The sequence below is a fragment of the Pseudomonas sp. SIMBA_041 genome (assembly GCF_046535095.1).
Classification (GTDB): Bacteria; Pseudomonadota; Gammaproteobacteria; order Pseudomonadales; family Pseudomonadaceae; genus Aquipseudomonas; species Aquipseudomonas mucoides.
Genome location: NZ_JAWRXJ010000005.1, coordinates 121,826 through 136,957 on the forward strand (window position 1 = coordinate 121,826; position 15,132 = coordinate 136,957).

Genomic DNA, 15,132 nt, shown 5'->3' on the forward strand with positions numbered 1-15,132 from the left:
CATGCGCCCGCTGATGCTCGACTTCCAGCCGCGTCGCCGTTCCGGCCCATTGGGCTGGAGCTTGCTGGCCGGTGGTGTGGTGTTGGCGCTGGTGTGTTTCTTCGTCCAGCAACACCTCGACGAAGAGGCCTCGCAACAACAAGGCCATCTGCAACATGCCCAGCGTGCACTCACCGGCGACAACGGCAGCAAGGTCTCCCTGACCCCGGCCGAAACCCGTGAGCAGGCTCAGAACCTGGCCGAAATGCGCAAAGTCTCCCAACAATTGCGCCGGCCTTGGGAGCGTCTGTTCGCCATGCTCGAAGCCATGCCACGCGACAACGTTGCCTTGCTGACCCTGACCCCGGATGCGCGCAAAGGTCAGGTACGCATCAGCGCCGAGGCGCGGGATCTGGAAGCCATGCTCGAATTCCACCAACGTCTGGAAGCCAGCGACGAGCTGTCCGACGTGTCGCTGCTCAGCCACGAAATCGTCGCCAACGTGCCGGAACACCCGGTGCAATTCAACCTGTCGGCCAGCTGGGAGATCGGCGATGCGAATCCCTAAATTGATCGTCCACGAATACCTGCAAGGCCTGGGCGTTCCTGGCCTGGTGGGCATGGCGCTGCTGCTGGTCGCTTTGGTGTATGGCCTGGGCGGCTTGATGCCGGACTGGCAAGCGCTGCAACAGCTGAGCCAGCAGACCCGTGAAGCCGGCGAGTACCTGGCCAAGGTTGAAGACGGCAGCGTCGCCGCCCCGGTGGTGCCGCAGCGTCAACTCGACGATTTCCGCAGTAAACTGCCGTCGCAGCCACAGGCCACCGTGGCCATCGACAAGATCTACGCGCTGGCCAGTCAGGAACACATCACCCTGTCGCGCGGTGAATATTCGCTGGGCATCGACCCCAAGACGCACCTGGCCCGTTATCAGATTCTGCTGCCGGTGCGCGGCAGCTATCCGCAATTGCGACGCTTCCTGCACGCCTTGCTCGGCCAGTTGCCGGCGGTGGTGCTGGAAGACGTGGAGTTGCAGCGCAAGAAGATCGCCGACACCGACCTGACCGGGCGGATCCGCATGACCCTTTACCTGTCGAGGTCATGATGAATACCAAGCGCGTACTGGGTTGGATGGCGTTCTTCGGTGTGGCCGCGGGACTGGCCTGGGGACCTCAATATTTCCAGAAAACCGATGAGGGCGACGAGTCTGTCGCCGCCTCAACCACCCCGGTCAAAAGCAAAACCGGCACGCTGCCGGCTGTAACGGCCAACGGCAAACCGGTGGTGATCAAGGACCTCAGCCCGTCCGGCGACCTGTTCACCGCCCGCAGCTGGAAGGTCGCGCCGACCCTCGCCAGCGTCATCGAACAACCCGTCAACCAGACCCCGGTGGTACAAGCCCCCAGCGTACCGCCGATGCCTTTCCAGTTCATTGGCAAGCTCAATGACCGTTCCGACCTGCAAGTGTTTTTGCAGAACGGCGAAAAAATATACGTCGTACGCAAAGGGGATGTGATCGACGAAACCTGGCGGATCGAGCGGATTTCCGATGTGGAACTCAGTTTTGTCTACTTGCCTCTGCATTTATCCCAGACCTTGTCTGTGGGGAGCGCGCAATGAACACATCCCGTTTGCTGTTGAGTGTCTGCATCGCTGCAGCGCTGGCCGCGTGCAGTTCGGCGCAGCTCGCCAACCAGGAGGCGTCCCAACTGATCGAGTCGGGGCAATACGAGGCCGGCCTGGCCCGTATCGAAGAAGGGTTGCGTGAAGACCCTCGCGACACCGAACTGCACCTGGCCCTCAACAGCGGACGAGCGCTGGCGGTCACGAATTTATTGAGCCAGGGCGACATGGCCCGCGCCACGCGTGATTTCCCCTCGGCACGAATGGCCTATGGCCGAGTACTGAACATCGAGCCACACAACCGTCGCGCCCAAGAGGCGCTGAGCCAGCTCGACTACCTGCGCAGCATGGATGAAAAACTCGAACTGGCCCGTGGCGACCTGCGTCGCGGAGACATCTACGGCGCCGAACGCCAGGTCAAACAGATCCTCGAACTCGACCCCAAGAATGAAGGTGCTCTGGAACTGCAAGGCAACATCCGCCTGGTGCAGAGCCGCAACGTGGTCCCGTACCCACAACTGCGCACCCGCCTGGACCGCCCGGTGACCCTGGAATTTCGCGACGCCAACCTGAAAACCATTTTCGAAGTGCTGTCCCAGGTGGCCGGTCTGAATTTCATCTTCGACAAAGACCTGCGCCCGGACATGAAAGCCACGATCTTCGTGCGTGACGTGCGCATCGAGGACGCGGTGGAACTGCTGCTGCAACAGAACCAGTTGCACCAGAAAGTGGTAAACGAAAACACCTTGCTGATCTACCCGGACTCGCCGCAAAAGCTCAAGGACTATCAAGAGTTGGTGATGCGCACCTTTTACCTGACCAGCATTGATTCCAACACCGCGCTGAACATGATCAAGACCATGCTCAAGACCCGTGACGTGTTCGTCGATGAGCGCCTCAACACCCTGACCATGCGCGACACCGAAGACGCTGTGCGCATGGCCGAAAAGCTCCTGCAATCGCAAGACCAGTCCAACCCGGAAGTGGTGCTGGAAGTGGAAGTGATGGAAGTGGCTCGTCAACGGATTCTCGACCTTGGCCTGCAATGGCCGAACACCTTCGGCGTGATCAACACCGACGGTTCGCCGGTGACGATCCTCGATCAACTCAAAGGCATCGACTCCAGCCGGATCTCCATCTCGCCGTCGCCGCAAGCCAAGATCAACGCCCAGGACAACGACATCAACACCCTGGCCAGCCCGGTGATTCGTGTCAGCAACCGTGAGCAGGCGCGCATCCACATTGGTCAGCGCGTGCCGATCATCAGTGCGACCTCGGTGCCGTCGACCCAAGGGCCGGTGATCACCGAAAGCGTCACCTACCTCGACGTCGGTCTGAAGCTGGAAGTGCAGCCGATCGTGCACTTGAACAACGAAGTGGCGATCAAAATCGCTCTGGAAGTCAGTAACGCCACGCCGCTGGAACCGACCCGCCAAGGCACCATTCCGGTTCAGGTTGATACCCGCAACGCTCAGACCACGCTGCGTCTGCATGACGGCGAAACGCAGATCCTCGCCGGCCTGGTGCGTAACGACCACGGCGCCACGGGCAACAAGATCCCCGGTCTTGGCGACATCCCGGGCCTTGGCCGCTTGTTCGGCAGCAACAAGGACACCGTCGGCAAATCCGAGCTGGTGCTGTCGATCACCCCACGGATCGTGCGCAACCTGCCGTACCAGAGCCCGTCGGACATGGAATTCCCTACCGGCACCGAAACCAGCATGCACATCCAGGCGCCGGATCGGCGGATGGAGCCACGGATTCAGAACGAGCACATCGACCGCTCGGTGCCTGGCGTGACCACCGAAGTGACCGTCGGCCGGCCGGTGGCTTCCGCCACTCCTCAAGTCACTGTTGAGAAGCCTTGATCATGAACGCCTCGCAACGCGGTTTTACCTTGATCGAAGTCGTCGTGACGCTGGCCCTGATCGGCCTGCTGGCCGGTATGGCCGCGCCGCTGACCGAGACCGTGGTGCGCCGGGGCAAAGAGCAGGACTTGCGCACCGCGCTGTACCAGATTCGCGACGCCATTGACGCCTACAAGCGCGCCTTTGACGCCGGCTACATCGAGAAGTCGCTGAACAGCAGCGGCTATCCACCCAATCTTCAAGTGCTGGTCGAAGGCGTGCGCGATGTGCGCAGCGCCAAGGGTGCCAAGTTCTACTTCTTGCGCCGCGTGCCCCATGACCCGCTGACAGCGGTCAAGCGTGACGACGAAGGTGGCTGGGGGCTGCGCTCTTACGACAGCACGGCTCAAAACCCGCGGGAGGGTGAAGACGTCTTTGACGTTTACTCCAAGGCCCGGGGCAAGGGGCTCAACGGCATCGCCTACCGGGAGTGGTGAGCATATGCGTCGGCAAAAGGGCTTTACCTTATTGGAGCTGATGGTGGTCATGGCAATCATCGCGACGCTGATGACCATCGCCTTGCCACGCTATTTCAACAGCCTCGAAACGTCGAAGGAAACCACACTGCGCCAGAGCCTGTCGGCCATGCGCGAAGCATTGGATCACTACTACGGCGACACCGGACGCTACCCCGATTCCCTCGATCAACTGATCGAACAGCGTTACCTGCGCAACGCGCCGATGGACCCGATTGCCGAGCGTAAAGACACCTGGGTGCTGGTCGCGCCGCCGGATGGCGTGGCGGGCGGGGTGGCCGATATCAAAAGTGGAGCCACAGGGAGGGCGCGCGATGGCAGCCTTTATTCCGAGTGGTAAGCCGGCTGACGAGGCGGGGTTCACCTACCTGGGCGTGCTGTTTCTGATCATGGTGATGGGCATGGGCCTGGCCAGTGCCGGCGAGTTGTGGGCAACCGCCTCGCGCCGCGATCGGGAGCGTCAGTTGCTGTGGGTCGGCACCCAATATGCCCAGGCCCTGCGCAGCTACTACCGCAGTTCACCAGGCCTGGCGCAGTACCCGAAAGAACTGGCGGACCTGCTGCAGGACGAGCGTTTTCCCTCGCCCAAACATCATCTGCGCCAGCTGTACCCGGACCCGATTGGCGGGGGTGAGTGGACGCTGATGCGCGGTTTCGACGGGCGCATCACCGGCCTCAACAGCCCCTCGACGGATACGCCGCTCAAGCAGAATGATTTCCCCAGCCAATGGTCGGATTTCGCCGGCATGGCCAGCTACAAAGACTGGCAGTTCGTGGCCGAGAAGGCCTTCCTCGACGGTACGTCCGGCCCGCCGAAAAGCCAGTCCGCACGGCCTCAGGGGCTGTCGCCATGAACAGACACTGGCTCGCTGTACTGATCCTCACGTGTGTAGCGTCTTTCGCCAGCGCTGGCGAAGAAGAGGAAATGCTCGGCTTCATTGTCGATGACACGATCTCGCACATCGGCCACGACTTTTACTACTCGTTTAGTGAGCGTCTGCGCGCCACCAGCCCGATGGATTTCAACCTGGTGGTACGTGAACGACCTTCGGCTCGCTGGGGCAGCCTGGTGACCGTGGAATATCGGCAGCGACTGGTTTATCGGCGTTTCTTGCCGCCGAACACCGTGGACCTTCAGGAGGAAGCCTACCAGGCGGCCGACATGGTTCGCGCACAGATAGCCCAGCAGAAGCTGGAGGCCTTGTTGCAAGACACCACGGACCTGGAGAGGGACGAATTATGAAAACGACAACGTTCTTGCAGTGCACCGGTTTTTTACTGTTCGGGCTTGGCAGCGCCAGCCTGGTCCAGGCCACGGAGCTGGTGTACACGCCCATCAACCCTTCGTTCGGCGGCAACCCGTTGAACGGCACCTGGCTACTCAACAACGCCCAGGCGCAGAACGACTATGACGATCCGGACCTGAAAAACCGTACCGCCGTGGCCGGGACCACAGCCCTGGAGCGATTCACCAGTCAGTTGCAATCGCGGTTGCTGGGGCAAGTGCTGGACAACATTTCCTCCGGTAATTCGGGGAGCCTTTCTACTGACGCTTTTATCGTCAACGTTGTCGACGACTCCGGTGCACTGACCATTGAGGTGACGGACCGATCGACCGGTGAAGTGTCGGAAATCCAGGTGAATGGCCTCGCTCCTTAAAGGGCTTTGGGTCGATGGGGAGTTAGGGACATGAAAAAAATAATTGCGCTAGGGCTGATGTTGGCAACCTTACAAGGGTGTGGTTTGCGCGAGCCGATGTCGGCCGAGCAGGACACCAAGACCCCGACCCTGACACCTCGGGCGTCGACCTATTACGACTTGTTGGCCATGCCTCGACCCAAGGGCCGGTTGATGGCGGTGGTGTATGGTTTTCGTGACCAGACCGGGCAATACAAACCGACCCCGGCCAGTTCGTTTTCAACCAGCGTGACCCAGGGCGCGGCGAGCATGTTGATGGATGCGTTGCAGGCCAGCGGCTGGTTTGTGGTGCTGGAGCGAGAAGGGCTGCAGAACTTGTTGACCGAGCGCAAGATCATTCGCGCTTCGCAGAAAAAGCCCAATACGCCGGTGAATATCCAGGGTGAACTGCCTCCGTTGCAAGCGGCGAACATGATGCTCGAAGGCGGGATCATTGCTTATGACACCAACGTTCGCAGTGGGGGGGAAGGGGCGCGTTATCTGGGGATCGATATTTCCCGGGAGTACCGGGTGGACCAGGTCACGGTGAACTTGCGGGCGGTGGATGTTCGCAGTGGGCAGGTGTTGGCTAACGTGATGACCAGTAAGACGATCTACTCGGTGAGCCGTAGTGCCGGGGTGTTCAAGTTTATCGAGTTCAAGAAGTTGCTCGAGGCTGAAGTCGGTTACACCACGAACGAGCCGGCGCAGTTGTGTGTGTTGTCGGCGATCGAGGCGGCGGTCGGGCATTTGCTGGCGCAGGGGATTGAGCGGCATTTGTGGCAGGTAGCAGGTGATAACACGCCGGATGCCGATGCCACGCTTGACCGGTACCTGACTCAGTCGAAGGTTGATCCGGAGAGTGAGTAAACCGAGGCGGCCTTCGGGCCGACCTGGTTTTTGTTGTTGGGTGTACATATCCGTTGCTGCGGTAACGGCCGCTAATGGTTTCGCTCTTACAGCGAGTCCCTTTTGTCAAACGCCACAAAAGGAACCAAAAAGTCTCGCCCCGAGCGTCCGGCCCCTCGCTAAGGCTCGGCGTTCCTTCGTTCCGGTATCCATCCGGGGACACTGCCCTCCGGTCGGCTTCGCTTCGACCTACATGCAGCGTGTTCGACTGCGTCGAACGGCGCTGCGCGCCACTCCCCGGATGCACACCTCCACTCAGCCTCCCGAGGGGGCGGGTGGATCAAGATCAAGAGCTGCAGGCGAGCTAACGCTCGGCCTGATGAGTGGTGAGAAGCCAGGGCTGTACGCCGATTTATTGTAGGAGCGAGCCTGCTCGCGAAGGCGGACTCACATTCAACATTGAAGTCGACTGACACACCGTCATCGCGAGCAGGCTCGCTCCTACAATTGGATTGGTTTCTGCCGGGAATTTAGCGCTGTAGTGCGGGTTTTGGTAGTTCGAGGTTGTCCATCATTCGGTTCGCGGCCAGTTAGGCGGCAAAATCGCCGGCCATCACGCTGGCCTGGGCCAGGGATTCACAGGTGTGGGCCAGGAGGTCTTCGTCTTTGAGGTCCGGTGCGAGGAGGAACATGGTGCTGGGTTTGCGGGTGAGCGGTGATTTCAGGACCGAGGGATTGAGGTAGTGATTCAGTGCGCGTTCGGCGGCGTCGTGGAATTTTTTGGAATCGACGGATTCGTAGGGGGAAACGTCGTCGGTTTCGGGGAGATTTGGTGTTTCTTTGATCATGGTGAAGCTCCATTCGAAATAGGGAGTTCGCCACGACTGCGACCAAGCAGTGGGGTGGCAACCTGTACGCAGGTTGGTCGACCAGGGAATGGAACCCGGCAGGGCCTAAGTCCTCCCACGCACGGCTCGCCATGAAGCAAGCATGAAAAGTGCGCCATTCCAAACCTGGGCGACCAAACCTGGTCGCTGAATTTGCAGCGTCGCGAAGGCTGTTTAACATTCAACATTGAAGTCGACTGACACTCCGTCATCGCGAGCAAGCTCGCTCCCACACTTATTTAATGATCGTTCCCAAGCAGAGCGTGGGAGCAATCACACGCAAAAAAACCGCGACCCTCACCAAAGGCCGCGGTTTTTTTCGCCTTGCGATTATTGCTGCAACACGGTTGCCTGGTTGGCGCTACCAAACTGCTGCACGGTCGCCGTCTGGCTTACGCCGCTTTGATCAACACTGGCAATGTTGCCGGTGCCGCCCTGGGTCACATAGGCGACGTTCATGGTGTCCGCCTGTTTGACGGTGATCATGTTGTCGCTGCCATACAGCTGTGTGGTGTAGGCCTGGTTGCCGCTGCCCGACTGGTCGAACTCGGTGCTGTTGCCAGTACCGTTACTGCTGCCCTGGGCCAGGTTGGTGGTGCCGCGCTGGTCGGCGATGAGGATGTTGTCGCTGCCGTTCTGGTCGAAATACAGCTCGTTGTAGGAGTCGGCCTGGCTGACCTTGGTTGAGTTGCCGGTGCCGGACTGGTTGGTGGTCATGATGTGGCCGGCGCCGTTCTGGGTGAAGTTGGCGACGTTGTTGGTGCCCACCTGATTGACGGTCGCACGCTGGTTGCTGCCGAACTGGCCACCCGTTTGCGGGCCTTTCCAGTTGCTGGCGTAGACCTTGTTGCCAGTCCCCACCGAATTGGCGTTGAGCACATGGCTATTGCCGCTTTGGTAGGTGAAATGCACGTTGCCGGTGCCCGCTTGATACAGCGCGACGGTCGAGCCGAGGGATTCGAACTGGTCGGCATAGATCGCGTTGAGGTCGCCGACTTGCAGCACCGTCGCCACGTTGTTTTGGCCGAAGCTCTGGTCGACCACGGTTTCGTTGGTCTGCCCCATCTGATTGATGGTGGTCTGGCTGGCAGTCTGGCTGTCTTGCCAGACTTCGCTGCCGTTGCCATCGCCGAGCTGGTTGATGCTTATCGTGCCGCCCAGTCCGTTGCGTTGATCGCCATAGGCATAGTTATCGTTGCCCGACTGGTTGATGTTGATTTGGCCACCCACGTGAAACACCTGCTCGGCGGTGCCGTAGTTGGTGTTGCCGAGCTGGATGATGGACGCAGTGTTTTCCACGCCCAACTGCATCTGTTCGATGTTGGCCTCGTTGTTGTCGCCTTGCTGGAAGGTCGTGCCGGTGGAGCCGTCCTGACTGTCCTGATAGATAAACGAGAAGTTGCCGTTGCCCAGTTGTTGTTGCAGTGCCTGGCTGGCGCCCACGCCAATCGACTGACTGGCATGGCTGGTGTTGAACGTGCCGACCTGCTGCTGGGTGATGGTGCTGCCGTTTTCGTACAGTTGCTCACCATAACCGGCGTTGTAGTCACCGACCTGGGTCTGTTCGATGGTACTGCTGGCATTGTCCTGCAACGTCGCCGCATCGTTGCCCGATCCAGCCTGCTGTTGGGTGGACGTGCTGAAACTGGCCGTGGTCTGTTTCACGTTGGCGATGTTGGCATCGCCGTTCTGGTTCTGGATGGACGTGCTGTCGTCGGCCATCGCCTGGGCACTGAGGATGACCAGTATGGCGGCGGTGAGGGGCATTAATTTGAACATGATGGAACCTCCAAGTGGTGCAGTGCTTTAGCGATATTGTTTGACGGAGACGCTCATGCCGTTCCCGGACTGGGTCACGGCGCTGGAGAGCCCCGTGCCGGCCTGGACGATGCTGGCGTCGTTGTTATTGCCGTTCTGGGAAATCTGCGCACGGTTGTGGCTGCCGGTTTGTGTGATCGAGGCATCGTTGCCGGAACCTTGCTGGTTGATCATGGCCATCAGGTCGTTGCCTTGTTGCAGGATGTAAGCCTCCTGATTGCTGCCCGACTGGACGATATTGCCGAGCAACGACTGGCCGTTCTGTTGCACCAGTGCGATGTTGGCCTGGCCGTTCTGGTCGATCAGCGCGTGCTGGCCAACCGGTGGGGGTAACTCGCCCAGGTCGCCACCGGGACCGAGGTCGTTGTTGTCCATCAAGTCATCGGCGCGCACACCCGCGCTGCTGCAAAGCAGAAGCAGGCAGAGCAGGGCGGCGGTCGACGTTTTCATGGCTGAGTCCTTGGTTGAGGGCTTGCCCCACCGGCCATTGCGGTCGGTGGGGCGAGCGTTTACTGCACGGTGACGGAGACGTTGCGCACCGAGCCCGGGGTTGAACGGATGGTGGCCGTCGGGTTGAGCGATGGGGCGACCGTGGTGTTGGTGACCGTCAGGGTCCAGCGTCCGGTAATCGCCACGGTGGCGGTGCCCAGGGTGACCAGCCCGGCCGGTGTGGTGACCTGGACGGTGACCGTGTTGCCGACGATCGTCGACGAGGTACCGGCGAAGTTCCAGGTGAAGCGGTTGCCGGCACGGGCGGTGACCGTGGCAGCCGTCACGTTGAAGACTTCAAGGACCAGCGGTGGCGACACCTGCACGGTGACCGTGGCCGGTGCCGACAGGGCGCCGAAGCTGTCCCGGGCGACGTAGGTGAAGGTCGTGGTGAAAGGCAGCAGCACCGTAGCCGGAGGCGTATAGGTGATCGCCGTGCCGTTGATGGCAACAGTGCCGCGTCCTGCTGCCGGTTGGGTGAGGCTGGCGACGGCCAGCGGCAGGTTGCCTTCAGGGTCAGTGTCGTTGGCCAACACGTTGATCGTGACGGGTGCAGCCTGGGTCGAGACGCTGTCGTTGACAGCCACCGGCGACTGGTTAGGCGCCACAGTGACGGTCACGGTCACCGGATCGGTCGAGGCCAGGCCCTTGGCGTCTTGAACCTTGTAGGTGAAGGTCGTGGTCAACGGTGCATTGACGACGGCGGGCGGGGTATAGACCACATTGTTGACGGCCAATGCCACGGTGCCCTGGCCAGCGGCCGGTTGTGCCAGTGCCGTGACGCTCAGTGGTGTGTTGCCGTCCGGGTCGCTGTCGTTGGCCAGCACGTTGAGGGTGACCGGCACGCCAAAGGTGGTGCTGCCCACATCGGCAACGCCGATCGGCGCCTGGTTCTGACCGGTATCCGGTGCGGTACCGACTACAACGACCGGCTCGGTGTCACTGCCGCCCGCGGCCGACTTGATCGTCACGGTGGCCGGTGGCTGCAGCAGATCCGGAACGGTCAGGCGTTGCAGCGTGCCGTTCTTCGACAGCCGCCCATAACCCTGAGCGACCATGTCCGGTATGCCCACTTCGTCGGTGGAAGTGGCTTCGATCAGCAGGCTGTGATTGCTCCAGTTGTAGCGGGCGGTCTGGATTTTCACCACATCGCTGAGTTTGCTCGACACGGAGGTCGGACGGGTCGAACCGGTCGGGTTGGTGGCGGTGATCACGACGACCGGAGGCACGGCGCCATTGGCCAGGAGGTGCTGGCCGAAGAACTGGCCGTTGTTATCGCCGACCATGGTGGTCTGACAAGGCGAAACAGGCGGGCCGGGGACCAGGGCGATGCTTTCGCGGAAGCACAGGGCCGAGCCGTTGTCGGCTTTGCCAAAGACTTCGACGCGGGTGCTGTTGCCTCCCGTTCCGCCGGTGCGCCGGTACGTGGCGCGGCTGATTTCCACCGGTGTTTGCGCGCGGCTGTCGAGCACTTTGCCGGACAGGGTGAAGAGGCTAGTCTCGATAGTCCCGGCGGGCCCCTGGATGCGCACGAAGTTGGTGTTGTTGGGGCTGCCGGTCACGGCTTCGGTGAGGTTCGGATCGCCGACGAAGGTTTCGACGGCGCCGGTTTCCTGGTTCACTTCCGTGTATGGGCCGTTGACGCTGCGCAGGAATGGCCCGATGGCACCGTTGACCGCACCGCTGAAGACCCCTGGCGCACCGACGCCGACGTCTCTGGTGATGTTGATCGCACGACGGCCGGGGGTGGTGACGTTGACCGTTTCCACGCCGTAAGGGTGGGTGATGGTGTAGGTGCCGGCGACGGGAATGTTGATCCTCATACGGATCCGCGCGAAGCTGATCTGATCACCGTCGAGCGGGTTCCCGCCGGCAAATGCCGCTTCTATCCCGGCGACGTAGGCGTCCATCCCGTAGCCTGCGGCGTTGTTGGGGATGGTGGTCTCGGCGAGGAACCAGAAGGATTCGTCTGGCCAGTTATCCGGGAACACCATCGGCTGGGTGTCGTCGAAAATGCCCGGTGCCGGCAGCAGGGTGCACATGTAGGCTGGCGGTACAGAGGCGCCTACCCGCGAGCTGACGGCTTTGGACTGGCACAGCTCCATCGACAGCAGATTGTTGTCCTGGTACCAGATCGGGAATTTCCCGGTGGCAAAGGTATAGGGGCCGGGGTCGACGGCAGCGAGTTGCGCGAAAGCACTACCGGACAGCGATAGAGTCAGTCCCAGGGCGTTGAGCGCCAGGCGTGGCCAATTGTTCATGATGCCTCCTGATGAGGATCTGGGCATGTGAGCGTTCATTGCACGATGACCACTTCTTCGGTGTCGCTGCCGCCATTGGATGACGTCACCCGAACCTGGGCTGGCGGAATCGGCGAGATGCCGGTGGCCAGGCTTTTCACGGCACCATCACCACTGAGCGCGCCGATGGCGGCCCCGGTACCCGAGGTGGCGGTGAGCACCGGTGGCGAGGTTTCATCACTGGTCGAGGCGACGATGGTGATCTGGCCATTGCTCAGGCTGTACTCGGCACGGGAAATCACCACCAGGTCACTCAGGGGCATGGGCAGGGTCGTCGGCGTGCTGCTGGCGATGGCCAGGTGGTTGTCGGCGGTCACTTGCAGGGTGTTCGGCAACGATGGATTGGTCGACGACTGCGCGTACCAATGGCCGGTACTGTCGGCTTCGGTGAAGTTCAACACCGGGTTGTTGCTGTCCAGGGTCACTGTCGCCGGTGCGGGCGGAGCCATGACGAAGACGTCTTGCTGAGCCACCGGTGCGCTGGTACCGGCATGCCGTGAGTAGGTGCTGCGCTGGGCGATGACCGGGGTTGGCCGGACCACCGTCGACAGCTTCCCGGAGACGGCAAAGAGGTTGGTGCGCAAGTCCAGGCCATTGGGGCCTTCGATGCGCACGAAGTTGGTGTTGAACGGACTGCCGGTGACGGCTTCCGTGAGGTTCGGGTCGCCAACGAATTGTTCGGCGGCACCGGTGACCGGGTTGGTTTCGGTGTAGGGGCCGTTGACGCTGCGCAGGAACGGTCCGACATCGCCCTTGAGCGCGCCGTCGTAGGTTTTCGCTGCGCCGATGCCGATGTCCCGGGTCATGTTGATCGCCCGCCGCCCGGGGGTATCGACGGTGAACACTTCGACGCCATAGGGGTGCGTCACGACGTAGGTCCCGGCCGTGGGCACATCGATACGGATGCGGATGCGCGCAAAGCTGATCTGGTCGCCTTCCACTGGGTCGCCGCCGCTGAAGGCTGCTTCAACCGCAGAGACATACGTCAGGTCGATGCCACGGGTTGCATCGACGATCGTGGTTTCGCCGGTCGCCCAGAACGCTTCGTCGGGAAAGTTGGTCGGGAAGACCATTGGTTGGGTGTCGTCGAAAACACCCGGTGTGGGGATCAACGAGCACATGTAAGTCGGGGCGCCGGGTGCGCTGGCCACCCTGGAACTGACGGCCTTGGACAGGCACAGATCAAGGGTGCGACCGTGCGTGTCTTGATACCAGGCGGCGAAATTGCCGTTGGCGGGCAGGTAAGGTCCGGTGTCGACTGCAAACAGCGCCGCCTGCGCAGCGCCTTGGGCCAGAGCGGACACGATCAGGGCGATCGTGGTTTTGGACAGTAAAGGGTGCATGAGTATTCCCTCTATCAGAAGACCTGCCCCTTGGGGGTGGGTCAGTTGAGAGGGCTTCGGCAACTTCCATACCAATCTTTGAAAACCGCCGCCTCAGGCCCGCAGTGAAAGCCTGTGGCACTGGCGCAGCAAAATCGTGCCGGGCGTTGAAGCGGGCGACTGTCCCCAGTTTTGGGGGGCTATGGGGGCAGTGGGGCAAACGGGGGAAGTGGGGGGGACAAAACCCGAAGCCGGGCAAACATCGGGCAGTGGGCTATAAACCTATAGGGAGCACCCGGAAACCACGTCGATGACTATTCAAGCCACAGCCCTGCTCAAAGAAGAAGGCGACATTCGCCTGAGTTCGCGCAAACAGCCGTTCAACCTGCTGCGCTGGTTTTCGCTGATCAGCATGGCGGTGATCGGCACGGTGGCTGTGGCGTTGGGCGCAGTGTCCACGCGCTTTGTGATTACCGAGAGCGTGCAGCGTGATGCGTTGCTGACCTCACAGTTCATTGAAGCGATTGCCTCGGCCGAGGTGCGCCATGTGTCCATTCCTCACGTGCGGACCATGGGCGAGTTGCTCGACCCGCGCAAAGACAAGGATTTCCCCGATGTCGACCCGCAGGCCCGAGCCAGTGCCCGGGGTGAGTTCCTCGATCACATCCAGCATTTGCCCGATGTGATCCTGGCCAACATCTACGCCCCGGACCGCATGGTGATCTGGTCCACCAACCCTGAATTGATGGGCACCACGATCCATGCCGACGAGGACCTCGATCAGGCATTCGGCTCCAAGACCCCGGTGTCCGCCAGCTATCACAACGTGGACAAGGCGCGCATGGAGCAGAAGTTCGTCACGCCGCCGGACTACATCTTCATCGAGAATTACATCCCGCTGTTCGACGCCGACCGCAACAACGTCACCGCAATGGTCGAGATCTACAAGGAACCCAAGGACCTGATCGAGCGTATGGAGCGCGGCCTGGCCCTGATCTGGCTGGCCACGGCCCTGGGTGGCGGGCTGATCTACCTGGGCTTGTACTGGATCGTGCGACGGGCGGCGATTCTGTTGGCCACGCAACAAAAACAACTGATCACCAACGAAACCTTTGTCGCCCTCGGGGAAATGTCTTCGGCGGTTGCCCATAGTTTGCGCAACCCGTTGGCGACCATTCGTTCCAGCGCCGAGCTGGCCCTTGAGTTCGACAGTGGCCCGGCCCACAAGAACATCAACGACATCATCGGTCAGGTGGACCGCATGTCGAAATGGGTCCGGGAATTACTGCAGTCTTTGCGACCGCTCAATGACGAAGCGGAGCCGGTGAACCTGGTTGCCTGCTTGCATGACAGCCTGCTCGCCTTCGAGCATCAGATCGCCAAGGCCAATGTTCACGTAGTGTTCGAGCCGAAGGAAACACCGATGGTGTTGAGCCAGCAGGTGCAGCTGACGCAGATCCTCAACAGCTTGCTGGCCAATGCGCTGGAAAGCATGGATAAGGGCGGCACGCTGACGATCTTGCTGGAACCGACCGATACCAAAGGTATTTGTGTGAGCGTCAGCGACACCGGCAAAGGGATGAACGAGGAGCAGCGCAGCATGGCGTTCCGGCCGTTTTTTACCACCAAGCAAGGTGGCTTGGGCGTCGGGCTGGTGCTGGTGAAGCGCATCATGGATCGTTTCAGTGGCGCGGTGACCCTGGACAGCCGTGAAGGCGAGGGCACGACCGTCCGTTTGTCGTTTAAACGATTCCCCTGAAACTGGGTGTGAACTTCCCCCGTTAGCGGGTGTCAGGACCCAGTCGTT

General features: G+C 61.0%; 16 protein-coding genes. 11 read left to right on the plus strand and 5 right to left on the minus strand.

Annotated features, from left to right (window positions below; translation table 11 throughout):
- Nucleotide 1: 1 nt before the first annotated feature.
- Genes SB725_RS13190 through SB725_RS13235 form a run of 10 tightly spaced genes read left to right on the plus strand, consistent with a single transcriptional unit; the run spans nt 2 to nt 6,530 of the window.
- Nucleotides 2-547 carry a PilN domain-containing protein gene (locus SB725_RS13190; RefSeq protein ID WP_027921391.1) on the plus strand — a complete coding sequence of 182 codons (546 nt, stop codon included), beginning with the start codon at nt 2-4 and terminating at the stop codon, nt 545-547.
- Nucleotides 534-1,082: a GspMb/PilO family protein gene (locus SB725_RS13195; RefSeq protein ID WP_027921390.1), complete on the plus strand. Its 549-nt coding sequence runs from the start codon at nt 534-536 to the stop codon at nt 1,080-1,082. Before SB725_RS13190 ends, SB725_RS13195 begins: the two co-directional genes overlap by 14 nt.
- Nucleotides 1,082-1,597: a hypothetical protein gene (locus SB725_RS13200; RefSeq protein ID WP_027921389.1), complete on the plus strand. Its 516-nt coding sequence runs from the start codon at nt 1,082-1,084 to the stop codon at nt 1,595-1,597. The genes SB725_RS13195 and SB725_RS13200 overlap by 1 nt, the downstream gene beginning before the upstream one ends.
- On the plus strand, nt 1,594-3,468 hold the full coding sequence (locus tag SB725_RS13205) for a secretin N-terminal domain-containing protein (protein ID WP_027921388.1): 1,875 nt from the start codon (nt 1,594-1,596) through the stop codon (nt 3,466-3,468). Before SB725_RS13200 ends, SB725_RS13205 begins: the two co-directional genes overlap by 4 nt.
- A 2-nt stretch (nt 3,469-3,470) precedes the next feature.
- Nucleotides 3,471-3,944 (plus strand): type II secretion system protein, encoded by a 474-nt coding sequence (locus SB725_RS13210; protein ID WP_027921387.1) that lies wholly within the window; start codon nt 3,471-3,473, stop codon nt 3,942-3,944.
- A gap of 4 nt (nt 3,945-3,948) precedes the next feature.
- The gene (locus SB725_RS13215; RefSeq protein ID WP_027921386.1) at nt 3,949-4,323 is read left to right on the plus strand and encodes a type II secretion system protein; all 375 of its coding nucleotides are present in this window, start codon (nt 3,949-3,951) and stop codon (nt 4,321-4,323) included.
- Complete coding sequence (locus SB725_RS13220) at nt 4,298-4,837, plus strand: type II secretion system protein (RefSeq protein ID WP_027921385.1); 540 nt, start codon at nt 4,298-4,300, stop codon at nt 4,835-4,837. The genes SB725_RS13215 and SB725_RS13220 overlap by 26 nt, the downstream gene beginning before the upstream one ends.
- Nucleotides 4,834-5,226 carry a curli production assembly/transport protein CsgE gene (csgE, locus tag SB725_RS13225; RefSeq protein WP_027921384.1) on the plus strand — a complete coding sequence of 131 codons (393 nt, stop codon included), beginning with the start codon at nt 4,834-4,836 and terminating at the stop codon, nt 5,224-5,226. Before SB725_RS13220 ends, csgE begins: the two co-directional genes overlap by 4 nt.
- Entirely contained in the window at nt 5,223-5,642 is a 420-nt protein-coding gene (locus SB725_RS13230) for a curli assembly protein CsgF (protein ID WP_027921383.1), read from the plus strand. The genes csgE and SB725_RS13230 overlap by 4 nt, the downstream gene beginning before the upstream one ends.
- A 30-nt stretch (nt 5,643-5,672) precedes the next feature.
- Complete coding sequence (locus SB725_RS13235) at nt 5,673-6,530, plus strand: CsgG/HfaB family protein (protein WP_027921382.1); 858 nt, start codon at nt 5,673-5,675, stop codon at nt 6,528-6,530.
- Nucleotides 6,531-7,099: 569 nt separating this feature from the next.
- Here the strand turns inward: SB725_RS13235 and SB725_RS13240 are convergent.
- From SB725_RS13240 to SB725_RS13260, 5 genes are all read right to left on the minus strand, one after another.
- The gene (locus SB725_RS13240) at nt 7,100-7,357 is read right to left on the minus strand and encodes a hypothetical protein (RefSeq protein WP_410921898.1); all 258 of its coding nucleotides are present in this window, start codon (nt 7,355-7,357) and stop codon (nt 7,100-7,102) included.
- Nucleotides 7,358-7,726: 369 nt separating this feature from the next.
- Nucleotides 7,727-9,175: a curlin gene (locus tag SB725_RS13245; RefSeq protein ID WP_027921381.1), complete on the minus strand. Its 1,449-nt coding sequence runs from the start codon at nt 9,173-9,175 to the stop codon at nt 7,727-7,729.
- A gap of 27 nt (nt 9,176-9,202) precedes the next feature.
- Nucleotides 9,203-9,664 carry a curlin gene (locus SB725_RS13250; RefSeq protein WP_027921380.1) on the minus strand — a complete coding sequence of 154 codons (462 nt, stop codon included), beginning with the start codon at nt 9,662-9,664 and terminating at the stop codon, nt 9,203-9,205.
- A 59-nt stretch (nt 9,665-9,723) separates the two neighbouring features.
- Nucleotides 9,724-11,964: an Ig-like domain-containing protein gene (locus tag SB725_RS13255; RefSeq protein ID WP_410921899.1), complete on the minus strand. Its 2,241-nt coding sequence runs from the start codon at nt 11,962-11,964 to the stop codon at nt 9,724-9,726.
- A gap of 35 nt (nt 11,965-11,999) precedes the next feature.
- Complete coding sequence (locus SB725_RS13260) at nt 12,000-13,346, minus strand: hypothetical protein (protein WP_059181125.1); 1,347 nt, start codon at nt 13,344-13,346, stop codon at nt 12,000-12,002.
- Nucleotides 13,347-13,635: 289 nt separating this feature from the next.
- On the opposite strand from SB725_RS13260, the gene SB725_RS13265 reads away from it, so the two are divergent.
- Nucleotides 13,636-15,084 carry a sensor histidine kinase gene (locus SB725_RS13265; RefSeq protein ID WP_410921900.1) on the plus strand — a complete coding sequence of 483 codons (1,449 nt, stop codon included), beginning with the start codon at nt 13,636-13,638 and terminating at the stop codon, nt 15,082-15,084.
- The last annotated feature ends 48 nt before the right edge of the window (nt 15,085-15,132 follow it).

What these genes read in the sequence shown, in the direction of transcription:
- SB725_RS13190 (WP_027921391.1), top strand. Translation starts at nt 2, where the DNA reads ATGCGCCCGCTGATGCTCGACTTCCAGCCGCGTCGCCGTTCCGGCCCA.
- SB725_RS13195 (WP_027921390.1), top strand. Translation starts at nt 534, where the DNA reads ATGCGAATCCCTAAATTGATCGTCCACGAATACCTGCAAGGCCTGGGC.
- SB725_RS13200 (WP_027921389.1), top strand. Translation starts at nt 1,082, where the DNA reads ATGAATACCAAGCGCGTACTGGGTTGGATGGCGTTCTTCGGTGTGGCC.
- SB725_RS13205 (WP_027921388.1), top strand. Translation starts at nt 1,594, where the DNA reads ATGAACACATCCCGTTTGCTGTTGAGTGTCTGCATCGCTGCAGCGCTG.
- SB725_RS13210 (WP_027921387.1), top strand. Translation starts at nt 3,471, where the DNA reads ATGAACGCCTCGCAACGCGGTTTTACCTTGATCGAAGTCGTCGTGACG.
- SB725_RS13215 (WP_027921386.1), top strand. Translation starts at nt 3,949, where the DNA reads ATGCGTCGGCAAAAGGGCTTTACCTTATTGGAGCTGATGGTGGTCATG.
- SB725_RS13220 (WP_027921385.1), top strand. Translation starts at nt 4,298, where the DNA reads ATGGCAGCCTTTATTCCGAGTGGTAAGCCGGCTGACGAGGCGGGGTTC.
- csgE (WP_027921384.1), top strand. Translation starts at nt 4,834, where the DNA reads ATGAACAGACACTGGCTCGCTGTACTGATCCTCACGTGTGTAGCGTCT.
- SB725_RS13230 (WP_027921383.1), top strand. Translation starts at nt 5,223, where the DNA reads ATGAAAACGACAACGTTCTTGCAGTGCACCGGTTTTTTACTGTTCGGG.
- SB725_RS13235 (WP_027921382.1), top strand. Translation starts at nt 5,673, where the DNA reads ATGAAAAAAATAATTGCGCTAGGGCTGATGTTGGCAACCTTACAAGGG.
- SB725_RS13240 (WP_410921898.1), bottom strand. Translation starts at nt 7,357, where the DNA reads ATGATCAAAGAAACACCAAATCTCCCCGAAACCGACGACGTTTCCCCC.
- SB725_RS13245 (WP_027921381.1), bottom strand. Translation starts at nt 9,175, where the DNA reads ATGTTCAAATTAATGCCCCTCACCGCCGCCATACTGGTCATCCTCAGT.
- SB725_RS13250 (WP_027921380.1), bottom strand. Translation starts at nt 9,664, where the DNA reads ATGAAAACGTCGACCGCCGCCCTGCTCTGCCTGCTTCTGCTTTGCAGC.
- SB725_RS13255 (WP_410921899.1), bottom strand. Translation starts at nt 11,964, where the DNA reads ATGAACAATTGGCCACGCCTGGCGCTCAACGCCCTGGGACTGACTCTA.
- SB725_RS13260 (WP_059181125.1), bottom strand. Translation starts at nt 13,346, where the DNA reads ATGCACCCTTTACTGTCCAAAACCACGATCGCCCTGATCGTGTCCGCT.
- SB725_RS13265 (WP_410921900.1), top strand. Translation starts at nt 13,636, where the DNA reads ATGACTATTCAAGCCACAGCCCTGCTCAAAGAAGAAGGCGACATTCGC.